Annotated in this window: 20 protein-coding genes; 2 read left to right on the forward strand and 18 right to left on the reverse strand. The window is 32.7% G+C overall.

Translation table 11 applies throughout. The annotated features are described in order from the left end of the window. The 13 genes from ACWJJ7_RS07685 to ACWJJ7_RS07745 all read right to left on the reverse strand — a co-directional run bounded on the left by ACWJJ7_RS07685 (nt 1) and on the right by ACWJJ7_RS07745 (nt 11,973). A complete protein-coding gene (locus tag ACWJJ7_RS07685) occupies nt 1-756 on the reverse strand; it encodes a cobalamin adenosyltransferase (protein WP_462964655.1) in 756 nt (251 codons plus the stop codon). 85 nt (nt 757-841) lie between these two features. Further along, nucleotides 842-1,138: an ethanolamine utilization microcompartment protein EutM gene (eutM, locus tag ACWJJ7_RS07690; protein WP_165411577.1), complete on the reverse strand. Its 297-nt coding sequence runs from the start codon at nt 1,136-1,138 to the stop codon at nt 842-844. 52 nt (nt 1,139-1,190) lie between these two features. Next, entirely contained in the window at nt 1,191-2,636 is a 1,446-nt protein-coding gene (locus ACWJJ7_RS07695; RefSeq protein WP_216303449.1) for an acetaldehyde dehydrogenase (acetylating), read from the reverse strand. A 14-nt stretch (nt 2,637-2,650) separates the two neighbouring features. After that, nucleotides 2,651-3,229 (reverse strand): BMC domain-containing protein, encoded by a 579-nt coding sequence (locus ACWJJ7_RS07700; protein ID WP_462964656.1) that lies wholly within the window; start codon nt 3,227-3,229, stop codon nt 2,651-2,653. Between the two features lie 14 nt (nt 3,230-3,243). Continuing rightward, on the reverse strand, nt 3,244-3,897 hold the full coding sequence (eutL, locus tag ACWJJ7_RS07705) for an ethanolamine utilization microcompartment protein EutL (protein ID WP_165411575.1): 654 nt from the start codon (nt 3,895-3,897) through the stop codon (nt 3,244-3,246). A 30-nt stretch (nt 3,898-3,927) separates the two neighbouring features. Beyond that, nucleotides 3,928-4,806 (reverse strand): ethanolamine ammonia-lyase subunit EutC, encoded by an 879-nt coding sequence (gene eutC / locus ACWJJ7_RS07710; protein WP_462964657.1) that lies wholly within the window; start codon nt 4,804-4,806, stop codon nt 3,928-3,930. 18 nt (nt 4,807-4,824) lie between these two features. After that, the gene (locus tag ACWJJ7_RS07715) at nt 4,825-6,189 is read right to left on the reverse strand and encodes an ethanolamine ammonia-lyase subunit EutB (protein WP_462964658.1); all 1,365 of its coding nucleotides are present in this window, start codon (nt 6,187-6,189) and stop codon (nt 4,825-4,827) included. A gap of 22 nt (nt 6,190-6,211) precedes the next feature. Beyond that, on the reverse strand, nt 6,212-7,645 hold the full coding sequence (gene eutA, locus ACWJJ7_RS07720) for an ethanolamine ammonia-lyase reactivating factor EutA (RefSeq protein ID WP_462964659.1): 1,434 nt from the start codon (nt 7,643-7,645) through the stop codon (nt 6,212-6,214). A gap of 140 nt (nt 7,646-7,785) precedes the next feature. After that, on the reverse strand, nt 7,786-9,195 hold the full coding sequence (locus tag ACWJJ7_RS07725) for a sensor histidine kinase (RefSeq protein WP_462964660.1): 1,410 nt from the start codon (nt 9,193-9,195) through the stop codon (nt 7,786-7,788). Further along, complete coding sequence (locus tag ACWJJ7_RS07730) at nt 9,185-9,760, reverse strand: ANTAR domain-containing response regulator (protein ID WP_462964661.1); 576 nt, start codon at nt 9,758-9,760, stop codon at nt 9,185-9,187. Before ACWJJ7_RS07730 ends, ACWJJ7_RS07725 begins: the two co-directional genes overlap by 11 nt. A gap of 38 nt (nt 9,761-9,798) precedes the next feature. Next, nucleotides 9,799-10,230 (reverse strand): EutP/PduV family microcompartment system protein, encoded by a 432-nt coding sequence (locus ACWJJ7_RS07735; RefSeq protein ID WP_462964662.1) that lies wholly within the window; start codon nt 10,228-10,230, stop codon nt 9,799-9,801. A gap of 9 nt (nt 10,231-10,239) precedes the next feature. Then, nucleotides 10,240-10,584, reverse strand: coding sequence for an ethanolamine utilization microcompartment protein EutS (eutS, locus tag ACWJJ7_RS07740; RefSeq protein WP_165411568.1), 345 nt, complete (start codon nt 10,582-10,584; stop codon nt 10,240-10,242). Nucleotides 10,585-10,803: 219 nt separating this feature from the next. Continuing rightward, nucleotides 10,804-11,973: a 1-propanol dehydrogenase PduQ gene (locus ACWJJ7_RS07745; RefSeq protein ID WP_462964663.1), complete on the reverse strand. Its 1,170-nt coding sequence runs from the start codon at nt 11,971-11,973 to the stop codon at nt 10,804-10,806. A gap of 277 nt (nt 11,974-12,250) precedes the next feature. Between ACWJJ7_RS07745 and ACWJJ7_RS07750 the strand changes: the two genes are divergently transcribed. Continuing rightward, nucleotides 12,251-12,535: a DUF4491 family protein gene (locus tag ACWJJ7_RS07750; RefSeq protein WP_462964664.1), complete on the forward strand. Its 285-nt coding sequence runs from the start codon at nt 12,251-12,253 to the stop codon at nt 12,533-12,535. Nucleotides 12,536-12,615: 80 nt separating this feature from the next. On the opposite strand, the gene ACWJJ7_RS07755 is transcribed toward ACWJJ7_RS07750, so the two are convergent. The 4 genes from ACWJJ7_RS07755 to ACWJJ7_RS07770 form a co-directional block, all read right to left on the reverse strand. After that, nucleotides 12,616-13,410 carry an ABC transporter ATP-binding protein gene (locus ACWJJ7_RS07755; RefSeq protein WP_462964665.1) on the reverse strand — a complete coding sequence of 265 codons (795 nt, stop codon included), beginning with the start codon at nt 13,408-13,410 and terminating at the stop codon, nt 12,616-12,618. Next, nucleotides 13,394-14,287 (reverse strand): ABC transporter permease, encoded by an 894-nt coding sequence (locus ACWJJ7_RS07760; RefSeq protein ID WP_462964666.1) that lies wholly within the window; start codon nt 14,285-14,287, stop codon nt 13,394-13,396. The genes ACWJJ7_RS07755 and ACWJJ7_RS07760 overlap by 17 nt, the downstream gene beginning before the upstream one ends. Next, entirely contained in the window at nt 14,287-15,297 is a 1,011-nt protein-coding gene (locus tag ACWJJ7_RS07765) for an ABC transporter substrate-binding protein (protein ID WP_462964667.1), read from the reverse strand. Before ACWJJ7_RS07765 ends, ACWJJ7_RS07760 begins: the two co-directional genes overlap by 1 nt. 306 nt (nt 15,298-15,603) lie before the next feature. Next, nucleotides 15,604-16,023 (reverse strand): HutP family protein, encoded by a 420-nt coding sequence (locus tag ACWJJ7_RS07770; RefSeq protein WP_462964668.1) that lies wholly within the window; start codon nt 16,021-16,023, stop codon nt 15,604-15,606. Between the two features lie 205 nt (nt 16,024-16,228). On the opposite strand from ACWJJ7_RS07770, the gene ACWJJ7_RS07775 reads away from it, so the two are divergent. Then, on the forward strand, nt 16,229-16,786 hold the full coding sequence (locus ACWJJ7_RS07775) for a TetR/AcrR family transcriptional regulator (protein WP_462964669.1): 558 nt from the start codon (nt 16,229-16,231) through the stop codon (nt 16,784-16,786). A 144-nt stretch (nt 16,787-16,930) separates the two neighbouring features. Here ACWJJ7_RS07775 and ACWJJ7_RS07780 read toward each other — a convergent pair whose 3' ends face one another. Next, nucleotides 16,931-18,628, reverse strand: a complete 1,698-nt coding sequence (locus ACWJJ7_RS07780; RefSeq protein WP_462964670.1) for an oleate hydratase — start codon at nt 18,626-18,628, stop codon at nt 16,931-16,933. Nucleotides 18,629-18,894 lie beyond the last annotated feature (266 nt).

The raw sequence follows: 18,894 nt of genomic DNA on the forward strand, positions 1-18,894 counted from the left end.
CTATTTATATTTTCCTGACAAAAACTTAAACATCATTATATATAAACAGCTGCTTAATCTATTTAAATATCTTATAATATCGTTTCTTGTTATCTCCCCGTCAATGTCTTTAAATGCCTTGAAACCACATATTTCAACTTCTCTTATATTACTTCTTATGGAATTAAGTCCAACAACTATTTCACCCATTTTATAATTAGGCATAAAATGATCCATATTAAAATATTTTTTAGGATTATGTGACATTTCCCTCAGGTCATTCTCACTAATTCCTAAAATAGAGAATTCTGGAAGATTTTCTTCTAATACTTCCGACCTTAATATGTTACGTACAAAAGATAGAATCTCCTCTAAGTCTTTTGCTACTCCTTCATTTTGAAGTTTTGAAGCTATTACTTGAACTTCCAAGATTTTAGATTGAAGACTATCAAGTCTTCCTCTAAACTCTATTTTCCTATGATCTTTAGGTACTAATTTATTTCCATATAACTGTGTCATATGCTCTGGTTTTTCCTCTACATAACCACCCTGAAGGCAAATATATTTTGGAAAAATCTTTCCTTCATCTTCTTTTTCAGTTTTGGAATTACCTTGTTTCTTAGCACCCAAAGCATCAACAATTACTAGTTTAATATTTTTATCTTGTAGATACTGTTTTGCAGAGGGGGTAATAATAACACCCTTTACTACTTCGTATTCTTTAATATCTGCATTTTTAAGTTGTTTTCTTAGTTCACTTTCAGTTAACAAACTCATATAACTCACATCCCCTTAAGAAGATTGTATATAAGCATACTACCCCACAACCTTTTGAATTGTGGGGCTAGTATGTTTTTAAATATTATTCTTCTATTACTTCTTTTACTTTTGGAAGTATTGCATCTACTTCAGCATGTGGTCTTGGAATTACATGAACAGAAACTAATTCTCCTACTCTCTCTGCAGCAGCAGCTCCTGCATCTGTAGCAGCTTTAACAGCTCCAACATCTCCTCTAACCATTACAGTTACGAGTCCTGCACCAATTTGTTCTTTTCCTACTAATGTAACATTTGCAGCTTTAACCATAGCATCTGCAGCTTCTATTGCACCTACGAGTCCTCTTGTTTCAACCATTCCTAATGCGTTTGTACTTGCCATTTTATATTCCTCCTAAATTTTTTTTATTTTTATCTATATTAATTTTATATAACTAGCTTTTTAATTTTTCCATGATTTTTTCTACTATTAGATTTATAGAGTCTTCATTTAAATCTTCTTTGCTAATATTAGAATTAACAGTGTTACTTCTATCTACTATATCCTCTATTTCACGAGTTCCATAAACCAATCTTCTTATATTCAATAAGTTCATAGGTCCAACATTATCAGAAGTTGCACTTCCGCCAACTGCTCCACAGCCTAAAGTTAAAGCTGGTACTAAGCTTGTAGTAGCTCCTATTCCACCTAGTGAACCTGGAGTATTAACTAATAATCTTGATACAGGTTTTTTAAGTGCAAATTCTCTAATTACAGCCTCATTATTTGAGTGTATTATAAGAGTATGCCCTGCTCCCTCATTGTTTAATATATCAATACATTTTTCACAAGCCTTTTCCCAAGTTTCTTCACAGAAGAAACCTAAAATTGGAGCTAACTTTTCTCTTGAATATGGATACTTATGTCCTACATTTGTTTCTTCAGATATAAGTACTCTAGCTCCAGTAGGAACATTTAAGTTAGCCATTTTAGCTATAGCTTCAACACTTTTTCCTACTATTTGAGGATTCATTGAACCATTACTTCTAAGTATAAATCCTGCTAATCTATCAGCTTCTTCTCTATTTAAGAAATAAGCGCCCTGTGCTTTTAATTCAGAAACTACTTTGTCCTTAGAGCAAGCTTCAACTACTATAGATTGTTCTGAAGCACAGATAGTTCCATTATCAAAAGTCTTACTATCTAATATTCTCTTTACTGCTAAAGGAATATCTGCAGATTTTTCTATGAAAGCTGGTCCATTTCCTGGTCCTACTCCTATAGCTGGGTTACCTGAGCTATAGGCTGCTTTAACCATAGGTGTACCACCAGTTGCGAGTATTAATGAAATATCACTATGTTTCATTAACTGATCTGTACCTTGCATAGTAGGTATAGACATGCATCCAATAGTTCCTTCTGGTGCTCCTGCAGCCACAGCTGCTTCAGATATTATTCTTACAGTTTCCAATATACATTTTTTACCCATTGGATGTGGTGAGAAAACTATGGAATTCCCTGCTTTTATAGATATCATAGCTTTATATATAGCTGTAGATGTAGGGTTAGTTGATGGAATAAGTCCTGCAACAACCCCTACTGGAACTGCCACCTCAACTAATTTTTTATCTTTATCTTCATTTATTATTCCTACAGTTTTTAAATCCTTTATATATTCATAAACTCCCTTACTAGCAAAAGTATTTTTCACAATCTTATCTTGCCATTTTCCAAAACCAGTTTCCTCTTCTGCCATTTTAGCTAATTTTTCAGCATTATTGTAAGCTGAATCACTAATAGCTTTAACTATTCTGTCGATTTCGCTTTGGCTCATTTCGCCTAATTTCTTTTGTGCAATCTTTGCTTTAGCTATTAGGTCCCTAACTTCTTGAATTGACATTAAATCCTTATCCACTATTTACCCCTCCTTTGATAGAATAATACGATCTCTTCAACAAGCCTATCTTTTTTAGCAAACTTTATCTGTTTCTTAGTCATATTATCTAAGTCAAGACTTCTCGCTAATGTTCTGAGTTCATTTACTTTTTCACTCTCTAACTGCTCTTTTAGGCTTGTACTATTCCCTAGAGTGTTACCTCCAAATTCTATCGCTTTAATCTCTTGTGTTTTTTTATCTTTATTTACATTCTTGATTTTTTTACTTTTAACAACTAATATATCTTCACTACTTTCCTTATGTTCACAATCCTTAGTGCTTGTATTTTCCACAATAGTGTTCCATACTGATAAGTCTGGTCCAGGAATTACATGAGCTACTACTAAAACATTTAACTTTGTCACAGCAATTTCAGCCGCTTCAACAGCTGCTTTAACTGAAGAAACATCACCCTTTATCTTTACTGTAACCAAACCACCATCAACTATTTCACAACCTATAAGATTTACATTAGATGTCTTAAGTGCCACATCTGCAGCTTCTATGGCACCAAGGTACCCATGTACCTCAATTAACCCTAACGCTCCCTTATACATTTAATTGCTTCACTTTAAAAATTTGTAGGATTTTCAGCTACAAATTGGACTGCTGCTGCAAAAGCATCACAAGCTGCTTGACAAGCTGATTGGCTACCTGTAAGCAATGCTCCACCAAAGTTAGTTTCTGATGGTGGTCCATAAAAAGTTACTAATTTAACATCTGCTGCTTTCAAAGCTGCATCTAATGCATATACAGCTTCAAGTGGAGGAGCTATTAAATAAGCTATAGGCTCTCCCTCTTTAATGTTCGCAGTTTTCGATAAAAAGCTGCCTGTTCTTGATACACAGTGAGCATAATATGGAACTGTATTATCATCATTAGCACTTGTAAAACTTGCTCCATTTTCTATGAAATCTAGAGCAGAATTAAGTCCACTTCTAACCTCTGCTGGACTTGGTCCAGCCATTATTCCTATAACTTCACCTGCTAGTTTTGTACTTGCATTTGCAGAACCTGCATACATTGATTTTGCATATACTATTTCTACCTCTGCTGATTTCGTAGCTTCATCTAAAGCTGTATAAGTAACATCATCTATATCTGCTGTTATAATTCCTAAACTCTTATGATGTGGAGCTAAATTAAAGGCTTCTACCAAATCTTGACTAACATTTGATATTATTTTTACACCTAATACCGTTGCACGAATAGCTTCATTTTTCATGTGTTTTGCCTCCTAATTATAATTTCTTTACTATAATTTTAAATCTACTCCACTTGCTTTCTTTTCTAGCATTAATTTTATTATTTCAGAAATATGAGCACCTGCTTCTACTGGAGGAGTACCACCTTTATGTATATTAGATACAACTGTTCTTCTAGCTTCTGGCATATTTACAGTAGCTTTGTATGCTATATAAGCACTCATACTTTCTGCTGTAACAAGGCCTGGTCTTTCCCCTATAAGTACACAAGTAACATCTGCTTCTAAGGTTTCAGATACTACATCCATAACGCCTACTCTTCCATTTTTAACGAAGAATGGAGTTCCTACAGAAATTTTGTAGCCCTCGAGGCCCTGCACCATAGCTGGAAGTACATCACGAATATTAGCTTCTATAGCTGCTGAGCTTAATCCATCTGATACATATATTTGTACCTGTGGTCTCATTTTACAGTTAGTTTTTATAGCTTTTATACCCTCTTCAGTTATCTTCTTCCCAAGGTCTGGTCTTGTTATAAATTCATCTTTATTGATGCATTCTGTTTTAACAGAAAATAAATTCATTTCCTTTAAGAATTCCTCTGAAACATCTGAGAAAACTGAATCTTGAGCTGCCGCATGATCTGCTCTAACTCTTAAAGCTGTTTCAGTTTTATACCTAGGACCTGCTCTCCAAATTCCTAATCTCGCTGGAGTAGACTCCTTCATTTTTAAATATCCCTTAGCATCTGCTGGATTTGGAACTAAAAGTTGTTTTTTAATATCAACAGTTGTAATATCCTCAATAAATCCATCTTCAACCTCTGTTTTAATAGGATTTTCAACTTTAGCTGTAACTTTCTTATCTTTACTTGTCATTTCAAGCAGTACCTGTTCAACCAACTTTTTTAAATCATTTTCTGATACCATTATTTTTTCCTCCTCTCATTATTTAAGAAATACAGATGCATCTCCTGTTTTTTCAGTCAATTTCCCATCTTTCGTGAATCCCATTTTTTCCATCCAAACTTCAAACTCTTTTATTGGTTTTAAGTGTAATAAATCTCTTAGTGTTGCTGTTTCATGGTATCCAGTAGACTGGTAGTTAAGCATTATATCATCACCATGAGGTAATCCCATAAAGAAGTTACATCCTGCCGCTGTAAGAAGTACAGATAAATTTTCTATATCATTTTGATCTGCCTTCATGTGGTTTGTATAACAAGCATCAACACCCATTGGTACTCCAGTTAATTTACCCATGAAGTGATCCTCAAGACCTGCTCTTATAACTTCTTTACTATCATATAAATATTCAGGTCCTATAAATCCAACAACAGTATTTACTAGGAACGGGTTATATCTCTTAGCAAATCCATAACATCTTGCTTCCATAGTTACTTGGTCTACACCATTATGACTATCTGAAGATAACTCTGAACCCTGTCCTGTCTCAAAATACATTACATTAGGACCAGATCCTGTGCCTTGTTTAAGCGCTAACTGTCTTGCTTCTTCTATCATATCTGCATTTATTCCAAAAGCTTCATTTCCTTTTTGAGAACCTGCTATACTTTGGAAAATTAAATCCGCAGGAGCTCCACGTCTTATAGCTTCCATTTGTGTTGTTACATGAGCTAATACACAGTTTTGAGTTGGTATTTCCCATTTATTTTTAAAGTCTTCAAAGGTTTTAAGAACTCGCATTACACTTTCAACGGAATCATCAACTGGATTTAAGCCTATAACCGCATCTCCAACACCATAAGTTAATCCTTCCATAAGAGAAGCTAAAATCCCCTGTGGATTATCTGTGGTATGGTTAGGTTGAAGTCTTGCAGATAAGGTTCCGTCTATTCCTATTGTTGTATTACAATGTGCAGTGATTCTTATCTTTTTTGCTCCATAAATTAAATCTAAATTAGACATTAACTTAGCTACAGCAGCTACCATCTCACTAGTAAGTCCGCGACTTATCCTTTTAATATCTTCTCCAGTAGTATTTTCATTTAATATCCACTCTCTAAATTCAGATACTGTTAAGTCTTTAATTCCAGCGTATATCTTTTCATTGACATCATCTTGAATTATTCTTGTTACCTCATCTATTTCATAAGGTACTGCTGGACAATTCCTCAAATCCTCTAAGGTTAAATGACTTAAAACTACCTTAGCCGCCACTCTTTCTTCTGAAGATTCTGCTGCAATTCCTGCAAGCTTATCTCCTGACTTTTCTTCATTTGCCTTTGCCATAACTTCCATTATTGATTTAAAATCATACACTTTTCCAAATAACTTTGTTTTTAATTTCAAGATAATTCACCCCTCTTATTTTTTATGAATTAAATATTAGTGTTTTAATTATTACTGGTACTACCCTACCATTTGCTAGAGGTTTACCTATGTCTATGTAATCGCCATTTTCGACGTTTATAGTGTCAATACACACAACTTCTTTTTTAAAATTAAGCTGTCTATATAAAGTTTGTCCCAGGACTTTAGCTATATCATTTTCAACTACTAAAACAGTTGGAAAATCACCTTTTAAAATCTCTTCCATTCCCAAAAGCAAAGTCTCCGCTAGTTTTTGCACCTCTATAAAGCTAGGATTCAACTTTCCTTTTATGGCTATAGCCACGGGTTGAAGCTCATTCTCTAAAGTAAACCATTTAAGTTTTTCTTTTATAACCTTAACCATGTTTTCATAACCTGAATTTTCTTCATCCTCTGAAAGTTTTAGTATTGGAAGGTTTTTAATAGGAAACTTATCCTCTGTATATGTTATTGTACTGCCGCTAATTTCTGTGGTGTGAGAACCAGCTCCTACCACCGTAGCCCTTATGGTCTCTATAGATTTTTTAACCACAATTTTAGTACATAACTTTGACTTACTAATAGCTTGACCAAGTAATATACCTATATCTCCATACTTAAACATTTCTTCAGGTTCCAGATTGCAAACATAATCTGCAACTCCTCCAGAGAATGTAATATAATCTATTTCTATATCACTTCTAATCCCCTTATTGGTAAGTATTCTTTCATAGAAGGTACTCTTTTCTCTTATATTCACACTTTCCTCTAAAAGTTTAATCATTTCATCGACTATAATATTCAAAGCCTCAAAGGTTGGCTTCTGCCCCTCTTCTATAGAAACATGATTTAACTTAGCTAATTCCTTTATCTTATCCGCAATATATAGAACCTTGCCCGAAGACTTATCAATTTTAATAAGTCTTCCACCTATATCTAAACATCCTGTATCTAAAAGTTTTCCTTCTTTGAAGACTGCTATATTAGTAGTTCCTCCACCAATATCCAAGTTAACTACAGTAGACTCTTCATCCTCAGAAATTTTATCTGCTCCTGCACCTTTTGCTGAGATTATTGATTCTAAATCAGGTCCTGCAGTAGCTACAACAAACTCTCCTGCAAGTCCACTTAATTTTTGCAAAACATCGTTAGCATTTTGCTTTCTAGCAGTTTCACCGGTTATTATAACCGCCCCAGTTATAACATCTGAGGGTGCTATTCCTGCTGCAAGGTACTCTCTTTTTACTATTTCGCGAACTTTTTCACCATCTATCTCCTTTTGTGATTTAAGTGGTGTGAAGTATATTTCACTTCTATATATAATTTCCTTATCCACAATGGATATTCTAGGTATAGAGAAATTTGAGGCCAAATTTTCTATAATTATCTTGCTAAATACAAGTTGTGTTGTTGAAGTACCAATGTCTATACCAACACTTATAATTTCTTCTCTCATATTAATTCCTCTTTTCAAATGCCTTATGAATTTTCAGAAACACAGTTTAAAGAACAAAAAAAGGCTTAAAGTCATTTGAAAAAATAACTTTAAGCCTCATCGCTTACCTTAAAAACACGCCCTTGTGTTTCCATTATCCATTAATTTTTGAAATCAAATACCACTCTAGTTCCTTCTGAATCTGTTGCTATATTAATATAGCCATTTAGCTTATCCTTAACTATAGTCTTTACTATACTAAGTCCTAAACTATTTTTTCTAACCTTATTAATATCAAATCCTGTACCATTGTCAACTACTACAATGGTAGAATATATTTCACTTTTTTCGATTACAAGATCTATATTACCTGAAGTTTTATCTAGAAAAGCATATTGCATAGAATTATGAAGTAATTCATTTACTACAAGAGCTATTGAAGTCGCTTTATCAGAACTTACTTTAAAATTACCTCCAATTAAATTCACTTTAATATTTTTATTAGTTGCATTAAAATATCTTATAGCGTTATCTTTAATATTAGAAATAACTTCTTGTATACTTACTTCATCCAGACCTTCTCGCGATAATATCTCATGGGTAGCTGCTATACTTAAAATTCTATTCATGCTTTCATTTAATGCATCTTTAGTCTGCTGGTTATCACTTCTTCTTGCTTGAAGTCTTAATAAACTTGCTATAGTCTGTAGATTATTTTTCACTCTATGGTGAATTTCTTTAATAGCTACAGATTTTAAAATTAATTCCTTCTCTTTTTCCTTCATCATTGTTATATCCCTAATCATAGTAACAAGTTTTAATTTTTTATCAGTTAATATTATTCTCTTAACTTTTAAAAACAGTTTTCCTAAATGCACTTCACATTCATTAGAATTAGGAAAATTCATTACCTCCGTAAAATTAATATCATCTAGAGCTAAATTATCATAATCCATGCCTAGTAGGCTGTCCTTGTAGCCAAGCTTTTTGTATAGTAAATCAGCAATAGGATTTTTAAACCTAACTACTCCGTCTTCATCAAAGATAATAATAGCTTCATCTAAGTGATCAGCTATGTTATTTTCATTTTCTGTAGAAGATACTAAAGTATTAGCTAACTCCTCGTAGCCTTGTGCTAGCATTTCCATATGTTTTTTTTTATTTATTTTTTCTGTTATGTCCTTCTCTACTATTAGAACCCCTATAATTTTGCCGTTATTCTCTATAGGTGACACCGTTTGTCGTACATTTATATGTTCTTGAGTTACAGCCTTCAAGTCTTTGGTTGTTATTCCAAGATCTAATGTTCTAAGCACAGCAGGCTCATTATCTCTTAATGCTAGTTCTCCTACTACAGTATTTTGATACATCGAAGGTCTATTAATAGGTTTTGCCTCAGCTATTACTATAGCTTCATCAGCTTCTCTAGTTGGACAATCTATGAAAACATCTGCATTTAAAATGTCGGCAAAATATTTAATACAAGATGACATTTGCTGTATTTTTAAAATGTCATCTTCATCTAAATTAGTGTACATTCTACATAGTTCATATATATTTTTACTGTTCATAACTCATTATTATAGCCTCAGCTATATCTCCCATTGAACATCTTTTATTCATACTAAGTGTTCTAATCTGGTCATAAGCATCTTGCTCAGTAATTTTATCTCTTTGAATCAATAAGCCTTTAGCTTTTTCAATAATTTTTCTTTCTTCTAGCTTACTGCTACCTTTTTCAATTTCTATTTTCATTTTTTTTATTTCTGCACTCTTGGATATAGCTACCTCCAAAGTTGGAATAAGTGATTTTTCATCTATAGGCTTAACTATGTATCCTATAGCCCCTACTTTGGTAGCTTTTTCTACAAACTCTTTGCCACTATAAGCAGTTAGTAGAACTATCCCACTGGCCAAATTTTCATTTTGGATTATTTTAGCTGCGTTTAATCCATCAAGAAGAGGCATCTTTATATCCATAAGCACTAAACCTGGTGAATGTTTTCTACACAATGATACTGCATCAAATCCATCTGAAGCTTCCCCTACAACATCGTATCCTGCCGCTTCTAATATTTCTTTTAAATCCATTCTTGTAATAGGCTCATCATCGGCTATTACTATTTTTTTATTCATACTTCACCTCATAAAATAAAAATAGATTTTTAAAAAGCTTAATTCATAATATAATCCTTTAAATTTTCTAAACTAGATTTATCAAAAGAACTTATTCTAAAAATTCTTTCTACTCCTGCGCTTATTAGAACTTCTTCTGCTGCTTTTAACTTGTTTTCATCACAGCACAAATCAGTTTTTGTAATAATTCCAATAACCGACTTTGCAAATATACTAGCAAAGCTCGGTGGAAAAATACTATCTTCCTGCGTACAATCCTGCATCATAGCGATTACATCACTATCTGCAGAAGTAACTATAAGAGCTCTATAATAAGATCTGTTTTCAATGTACTCACCAGGAGTATCTATAATTCCATCGATAATTTCAACTGTCTGAGTCTTTTTATATTGTATATCTTCTTCATTTATTGCTTGAGTTAAAGTAGTTTTGCCACAGTTTGTTTTTCCAATTAGCATTAAGGTTTTCATATTGCACCTCTATGATCTAGTTATCTTACATTCAGAAAAATCGAGTACATTACTAAGAACCTTAATAACTTCAGTAAGTGCTGACTCTACACTGCCTACATCACCAACTATAACCACTGATCCACTAAATCTATCCACAAATCCAATAGATACATCTGCCGACTTTGTTGCCACGTCTGCTGCTATAATAGAGGCCTCGCTAGGTGTTATAGTAAGTATCCCTAAGGCATCCTTATGATCCGCTGTAAGTCCTAGTTTTTTATATAGATCTTTGTTGGGGTTTGCAATTAAGTGGGCTAATGTAACTTGCTTTCCAGGAACATATTCTTGTATTACTCTTTGTTTCTCTTCCATAGTATCACCACTTCTTTGAATTTTTATAAAAAATAGACTCACTAAAAATATAATTATATTTTTAACAAGCCTCATTGCCTTCTTTAAAATGTACACGCCATTGTGTACCTATGCTTAAATATTATACTCTTTATTCTAATTTGTCAATATGAAAAATTAATATGGAAAACGTTTTTAATATTGTTAATTTCTCCGTGTTATTTATATCAATGTGCCCTATTATTTTTTATCAAAAACCCTTTCAAATAAAGCTATTATTTCCTCTATATTAGGTACTCGTGGATTCGTTTCAGTACATCTATCCTCTATAGCTATCAGGGCCATTTCTGAAACTTCTTTTTTAAAATCCTCTGCCTTTATCCCTGTTTCTTTTAGTGATGTAGGCATATTTAATTCCTTTAAAAGCTTATTTATAGCTGCTATTAGACTTTTTACCCCTTGTCTAACATTTGATGATGGCAATCCTAATATTTTGGATATCTCTGAATATTTTTTAGCTGCATCAGTATAATCATTTGAATTAAAACCTTTTAAATCTGCATTGTATTCTATTACATATGGCAGTAATATAGCATTAGTTTTTCCATGAGATACATGAAATCTTCCACCAACAATATGTGCCATTCCATGATTTAACCCTAGTGATGCATTATTAAAAGCTATCCCTGCTATACAAGAAGCATTGTGCATTTTTTTTCTTGCGTCTAAATCATTACCATTCTTATAAGCTCTCATTAAATTTTCAAAAACCAATTTTATAGATTTTTCTGCTAATGCATCTGTATAATCTGTTGCGTTAGTAGATACATAAGCTTCTATAGCATGGGTTAGTACATCCATTCCTGTATCTCCTGTTATAAAATTTGGCACAGTTGTAACAAGTTCTGCATCTAATATAGCTTCGTCAGGTAGTAGTTCATCTGATACTAAAGGATATTTTATATTCTTACTTTTATCTGTAATCACAGAAAAGCTTGTAACCTCTGAACCTGTGCCACTAGTTGTAGGTATAGCTATAAATTTAATTTTTTTATTATTCTTCACGCCACAATCCATACGCTCATGTACCTTAGAACTAAAAGAACATATTGCTTTTGCTGCATCTATAGCAGAACCTCCACCTAGAGCTATTACTACTTCTGGATTAAATTTCATCATAACCTCTATACCTTTTACCACAACTTCGATTGGTGGATCTGGTACAATATCTGAAAATATCATATACTGAATGTCACCCTTCGAAACTTCATCAGTAATCTTGTTTATGGCACCTGACTTTACCATAAAAGGGTCTGTAACTATAAATGCCCTTTTACAATCAAGTTGACTTAATCTTTCTAATGAACCGTCTCCAAAATATATCTGCGTTTTAATATTAAAACTTTCCATTAATATTCTCCTTTCAGAATTAAATAAAAAAGCCCCATAGGAATCAATTCCCACGGAGCCTCAATGCTCATTTAATACACTTCATTGTGCATAATTAAAAATATAAAATTATGTTATCACTTAAATTCTATATTTTAAATTATAATATGTCAAGGATTAATAATATTACATTTTTTGTTGGTAAAAATGGATTAGGTGATGAAGATGTTTTTATATGATACTATATATATAATAAAGATAGTGTTAACACTATTCAGAATGCTTAGGAGGTCTTATAATGAATTTTCATGGAATTTTTATTGGCATTGCTGCCTTTCTTATTATTGGAGTTTTTCATCCTATAGTAATTAAAGGAGAATACTACTTTGGTAAAAAATTATGGCCTGTATTTTTAATTTTAGGAATTGTTTTTGTGCTTATCTCATTGTATATTAAAAATACTACACTATCAGCTATAGTAGGGGTAGCTGCTTTCTCATGCATTTGGAGTATTCATGAAATTATAGAGCAAGAAGAAAGAGTTAAAAAAGGATGGTTTCCCAAAAAAGCAAATATGAAATAACTAAAACTACCCTACAGGATAGACTTTTTTAAAATTGTCTACTCTATAGGGTACATTTTAGTTAGTTCCTTGCTAAAATTTTATGAAAAAGCCACTTCATCACTTATAAAGTCATTGGAATTTTTGTTATTAAATCGGTCTAAAAGTTTGGGTATAGTCAAACTTTTCTTTTCTTCTCCGCTGATATCTAAAACTATTTCTCCACCATGAAGCATTATCAGCCTATTTCCTATATCTATGGCATAATTTAAATTGTGAGTTATCATAAGTGTAGTTATATTTTTTTCACTAACTGTATTTTTAGTTAATTTTATTATATTTTCAGAAGTCTTTGGATCTAAGGCTGCGGTATGCTCATCTAAAAGCAATAAATCAGGATTAGATATAGTTGATATAAGTAGTGACAAAGCTTGTCTTTGACCACCAGATAATAAACCAACCTTTTTATTTAAATTATTTTCAAGGCCCAAAGAAAGTCTGGATAATGACTCCTTAAATAGAATCAAATTTTTATTGTTAATGCCAGAGGTTAATCCAAATTTACCTCCTTTATTGTAAGCCATTGATAAATTCTCTAATATGGACATAGAAGGTGAAGTACCTAAAGTCGGATCTTGGAATACCCGTCCTATAAATTTTGTTCTTTTATATTCCGGAAGCGATGAGATATCTCTTCCATTTAAACAAATAGAACCCTTGTCAGGTAATATTGAACCAGATATTAAATTTAATAGAGATGATTTGCCGGCACCATTGCTACCTATTACAGTAATAAAATCTCCCTTGTTTAAATGAAGGTTCAAATTATCAAATATAACTTTTTCATTTATTGTATCCTTGTTAAAAACCTTTTGAAGATTATTTATCTGAAGCAATTGGAACACCTCCTGACGTAAATTTCTTTAACATTTTAAAACTTAAATTAACCTTTCGCCCATTTAAGGACAAAGCAAATATAACAATTATACAAGTTATAAGTTTTAAATCCGTTGGAGGTAATCCTAAGTTTAAAGCAAGAGATATACTGCCTTTATATAATATTGAACCTAAAATTGCAGTAGTTGTTGGAAGTAACCATGAAGTTTTTTTGAAAATAGCTTCTCCTAATATAACAGAAGCTAGCCCCATAACTATAATTCCAGTTCCCATGCCTACATCAGAAAATCTTTGATATTGAGCCATCATAGAACCAGAAATTGCTACAAGACCATTTGAAAGCATAAGACCAAGTATTTTAATAGTTCCTATATCAATTCCTAAAGAAGTCACCATTTGAGGATTATCTCCTGTAGCTCTTAATATAAAACCAAGTTTTGTCTTTAAAAACAAATCTAAAGCTATCTTAGCTAAAATAGCAAATAAAGCAATTATTATTACTGGATGAATATCATTAGAAAAAATAGTGTTTTGTGAAAACAATGGTACATTAGCTTTACCCATTATTCGAAGATTTATAGAGTACAGACCTACCATAACTAAAATACCCGAAAGTAAATTTGTTATTTTAAGCTTCACATGAAGTATTCCAGTAATTCCTCCAGCCATTACGCCCGAAATAAAAGCTAAAATTAGTGATACATAAGGATTTACACCTTTTATTAATGTGGCTGCTGTAACCGCAGCACCTAATGCAAATGTTCCATCTACCGACAGATCCGGGAAATCTAATATTTTATAAGTTATATAAACCCCTATAGCCATTATTGCAAATATAAATCCTTGTTCTAGTATATTTATAATAAGTCCATCCATTACTTAGCACCGCCCTTAACTAGCGCTTCTTTTGCCTTTAAATCACCTGGTATAGTGATTTTAAGTTTGCTTGCTGTATCTTCATTTATGGTAAGTGTTGTTTCCTTTAAAGTTTGTATAGGCATATCATTTGGCTTTTTACCATTTATGATATCTACCGCCATAAGACCTGTCTCAAAACCAAGTTTATAGTAGTCTATACCTTCTGTAGCTAATGCACCCGCATCTACATGGGCTTTTTCAGCGCCTATTATTGGGATTCCTTTTTCAATGGATTTTGAACTGATGAGAGGCATTGAAGATGCTACTAAATTATCAGTTGTTGTATATAAAACATCAATTTTAGGAAGCAATGAAGCTAATGCTTGAGATATATCGTTAGAACTTGAAATCCCCACAGCTATTATTTCTAAATTTATCTTTGAACCTTGCTTTTTTGCCATATTTACTTGAATTTCTGAATTTGCTTCACTAGTATTATATAATATACCTACCTTTTTACAGTTAGGTTTTAGTTTTTTAATTAAATTAAATTGTTTATCCATAGGCAATATATCACTAGTGCCTGTAACATTTGTATCGGGTTTGTTTAGAGATTTTACAAGACCTGATTTTACGGGATCAGTTACAGCAGTTATAAGTATAGGAATACTTTTAGTACTGTTATATGCTGCCTGTGCTGAAGGCGTTGCTATAGCATATATCAAATCCTTTTTGGTTGAAGTGAAATTACTTGCAATAGTTTGAGCTGTTGGAATATCGCCTTGGGCATTCTGAAAGTCTATTTTAATTTTTTCACCATCTTTAAACCCCTTAGAACTAAGGGCGTCTATAAAACCTTTGTGAGCTTTGTCTAGTGCGGGATGTTCTACAAGTTGAATTATCCCAATACTTGTCACCTTACCAGAATTACCTTTACTTTTTGTTTTAGCAGTCGAACAACCTGCTAAAACTGAGGTACCTAAAAACAACGTACCAATTACACATAATAATCTCTTTTTTGCTACCATACTACCATCCTCCTAAAATATTTAATTATAAAAATAAAAGCTACTATTAAGTTTATAGTTAGCTTTATTTACGTCTTAATCCCTACCATTATTACACTACCATACTACACTACCATACTACATGCTACAAAATACCTTCACTACATTATGATTCTATATTAAATTTGTTATTAATATTCTTTTAAAACTTTAAATAATAATATAGCATTTTTTTTAAATTGTCAATCTATTTCTAAATATTGTCCTCACGCTAAAAAACAATGGATATATTTGAAAATACAAGACTTTTAAATGATAAAATTCAAGTTAATAAACATCAGGTATAGAACGATGTGAAAGCCCTATTACAACTTCATTTAAATGGAGCAAACCTATACTTAAAAATATACATATGCTTATATGTTCACCAGATCTAGCTATGCCTATTTTCCCGCCTACATTTAATCCGTTAGCTTTAGGTGCAATTTGGGCTAAAGCGTCTTTAGTAGCACCAGCTACTGCACCCTCGTGAACATGACAATCTTTTATAAGGCCACCTCTTTTAGATGCTACAATAGCACTTTCAATTACCTTTGTAGTAAATGCAGAAAAATTACCCCCAATATCTATTGCGGTAACCAATACTCCTTTTTCTTTGTAAGCTGCGATGAGTTTTTCTTCACTAGCTCTTGAACATAGGGACATTTTCACAGAAACTTTAGCAATATCTGTACTTTTATGATCCATAAGTATCACCTCTAATTTAATATTTTTCAATTGTAGTATAACATATATTATACTCGCATCCAAAAGTTCTATCATTTTATATTTTTTATGCTACGAACACAATTCTATAGGATATAACCGAAATCCAGCTCCTTGCTACCTCATTGACTAACTCCTTAATTATAAATATAATATACATAATGCGCAGGGAAAGGAGCTGTAATGTATGTCACAAACCACAAAAAAAGCTTTAGCATCATCATTGAAAAAGCTAATGAATACTACTCCGTTAACAAAAATTACAATTAATGATATTGTTAGGGACTGTGGGGTAAATCGCCGTACATTCTACTATCACTTTCAAGATATCTATGCACTTTTGGAATGGATTTTCGGAACTGAAGTTGCAAGTGTTATTGCAGAAAATAAAACGTATCAAACATGGCAACAGGGATTTCTGCAAATATTTCTCTATTTAAATCAAAATCGTAAAATAGTGTTAAATACCTATAATTCCATTGGGCGCGATTATTTGGAGACCCATTTATATGACGCAGTGTACAATCTTGTCTTTGATGTTGTAGATGAGATTGCCGTGGACATGAAGATTTCGGAAGAAAAAAAGGATTTTATAGTTAATTTTTATAAATTTGCATTTGTAGGGATATTACTCGATTGGATAAGAACAAAGATGATTAAAAATCCTGAACAACTTATTGATGATCTCAATATAATAATAAGTGGAGATATCCATAGATCATTATTAAAATGCAAAATACAATAATAGTAAACACTTCTACCAACCATGCTGTCACTGATAACATCTTTGTTTAAACGTCAGAAATTGTATGTGGTAATTATTATAAAAAATATGCAAGAAAAAATAACAAGGAGAATTAAATCTCTCCTTGTTATCTTTCTTGTAGATTTAAATTAAACCTTCAAGTGTTGTGTCTTTCAATAGCTTCTTCACAATCATCTCAGCAGGTAGAGGGCGTCCGCTATATAATGTCTTTGTTGCCGCAGCAATTACGCGAACATCATATTTAGTTGGATATACATCTGGTACTTTTTTCTCAAGATCAAGTAGCGTATAAACTGCCATCATAGCTGAACGAATGGAATATTCAACTGTAAATACACAATCATCTGCAACTTCTGCAAATTGTCCTAAAAAGGCAAGATTGGTACACCCTTTCGGAATAACGTCAGGACGATCACCCTTGACACGTGGCATAAACTGACTAGTGGTATAAGGCATCATGCAAGGGATAACATTAACGTTTTTAAGAATTTCTGGTATTTCATCTTTCTTACCCATATGGTATAAAAGCTCCGTTACAAGTTCTTCACCGGTGCAATCGCACATTCTCTTCTTCACAAAATCGCCAATGTTATCAGGGAAGAGACCATAAGCCCATAGTACCAATACATTTTTAGGTTGATCAATAAAGTGAGGCTGTCTATTACAAGTTACGCTCAAAAGCCAGCTTGAATCTTTGATAGTTATAATGCCTCCTGTAACAGTTTTACCGGAATATGGATCATTACCTGTTAATTTCTTAAGAAGGTCTGCTATTTTAGGATCTGTGCTAGTTATAGTAAAAGATTCCCATTTACTTTTGTCTATGTCACTACAAAAAACTTCAGGTTTCCCAAATGAAGGATCTTTCTTAGCGATGTTTTTCCATAGATCCCAGCAACCTCCTGTCCCGCGATTAATTGTTGCAGGTTTGTCCATACTTCCAATAGTAGAATTTTCTGTCATAGATCCATTAGTAACAAATACCAAATCATTCTTGGTTGTATGAATTATTTCTTCCTTGCCATTATGCAATAATCGAATGGCAGTAACAGTTTTTTTATCGGCCTCTATATCAATATCCAAATCTGTAACCTGTGCATGTAGGTTAATGACTACATTTTTGGATTGCAACCATTTTTCCAAAGGAAGGATCATAGACTCATACTGATTGTACTTTGGAAACATAATGTTCTTCATATGGCTCATTCCAGGAAGTAAGTGCATAAAACGTTGCATATAGCGTTTCATTTCCACAACACTATGCCAATTTTCAAATGCAAACATAGATCGCCAGAAACACCACATATTAGTTTCTAAAAAAGATGGGTGAAAATACTGCTCAACAGTTGTAGTGCCCAAATTTTCTTCGGTTGCAAGAAGGAGCATAGTAAGTTGCTTAATATGAAGATCGTTTAATCCAAGAGATGAAAAATCGGCCTTTTCACCACAATTATGAAGCAATCGACAAGTTGATTCGTTAGGGTCAGCCATATTTAGCTCCCTGAATTCGTCCAAAACAGTTCGATTAGGAGCGCTTAGAGAAGGAACCGCGCTAAATAAATCCCAACAGCACTCATAATGTTCTTCCATTTCGCGTCCACCACGAACAATGTACCCGTCCTTTGCGTTTCCAGCTCCGTCCATACTACCTCCGATAATATGTGCTTGTTCTAAAATAGTGATATTTTTACCATCCATATGGCCATCTCGAATCAAGTATGCGGCAGCCGCAAGAGAGGCTATACCCCCTCCAACCAAATACGCTTTTTTGTTATCAATGCCTTCTGGTTTTAAAGTATTAATATTTTGAAAATTCCCCATAAATATTCATCCTCCTAAATGTTAGTTAATACACGTCTACTATTAAATTACTACAATTAAAGAAAAAAACAAATCATCAATCTTCACCAAATGTGCAATATTGCAATAAAATCATAAGTTTGTGTAATAAATTCATAAGATCTAGCACCCTCATTAACGCGATTTCGTTGACAAATACTTATCAAAAAAAAACAAATCACTATATTGACAATATTCTTAAAATGGTTTATCATAATGTTTAAGCAAACGATTGCATAGATAATGTC

This window comes from Clostridium sp. CM042 (assembly GCF_055080995.1).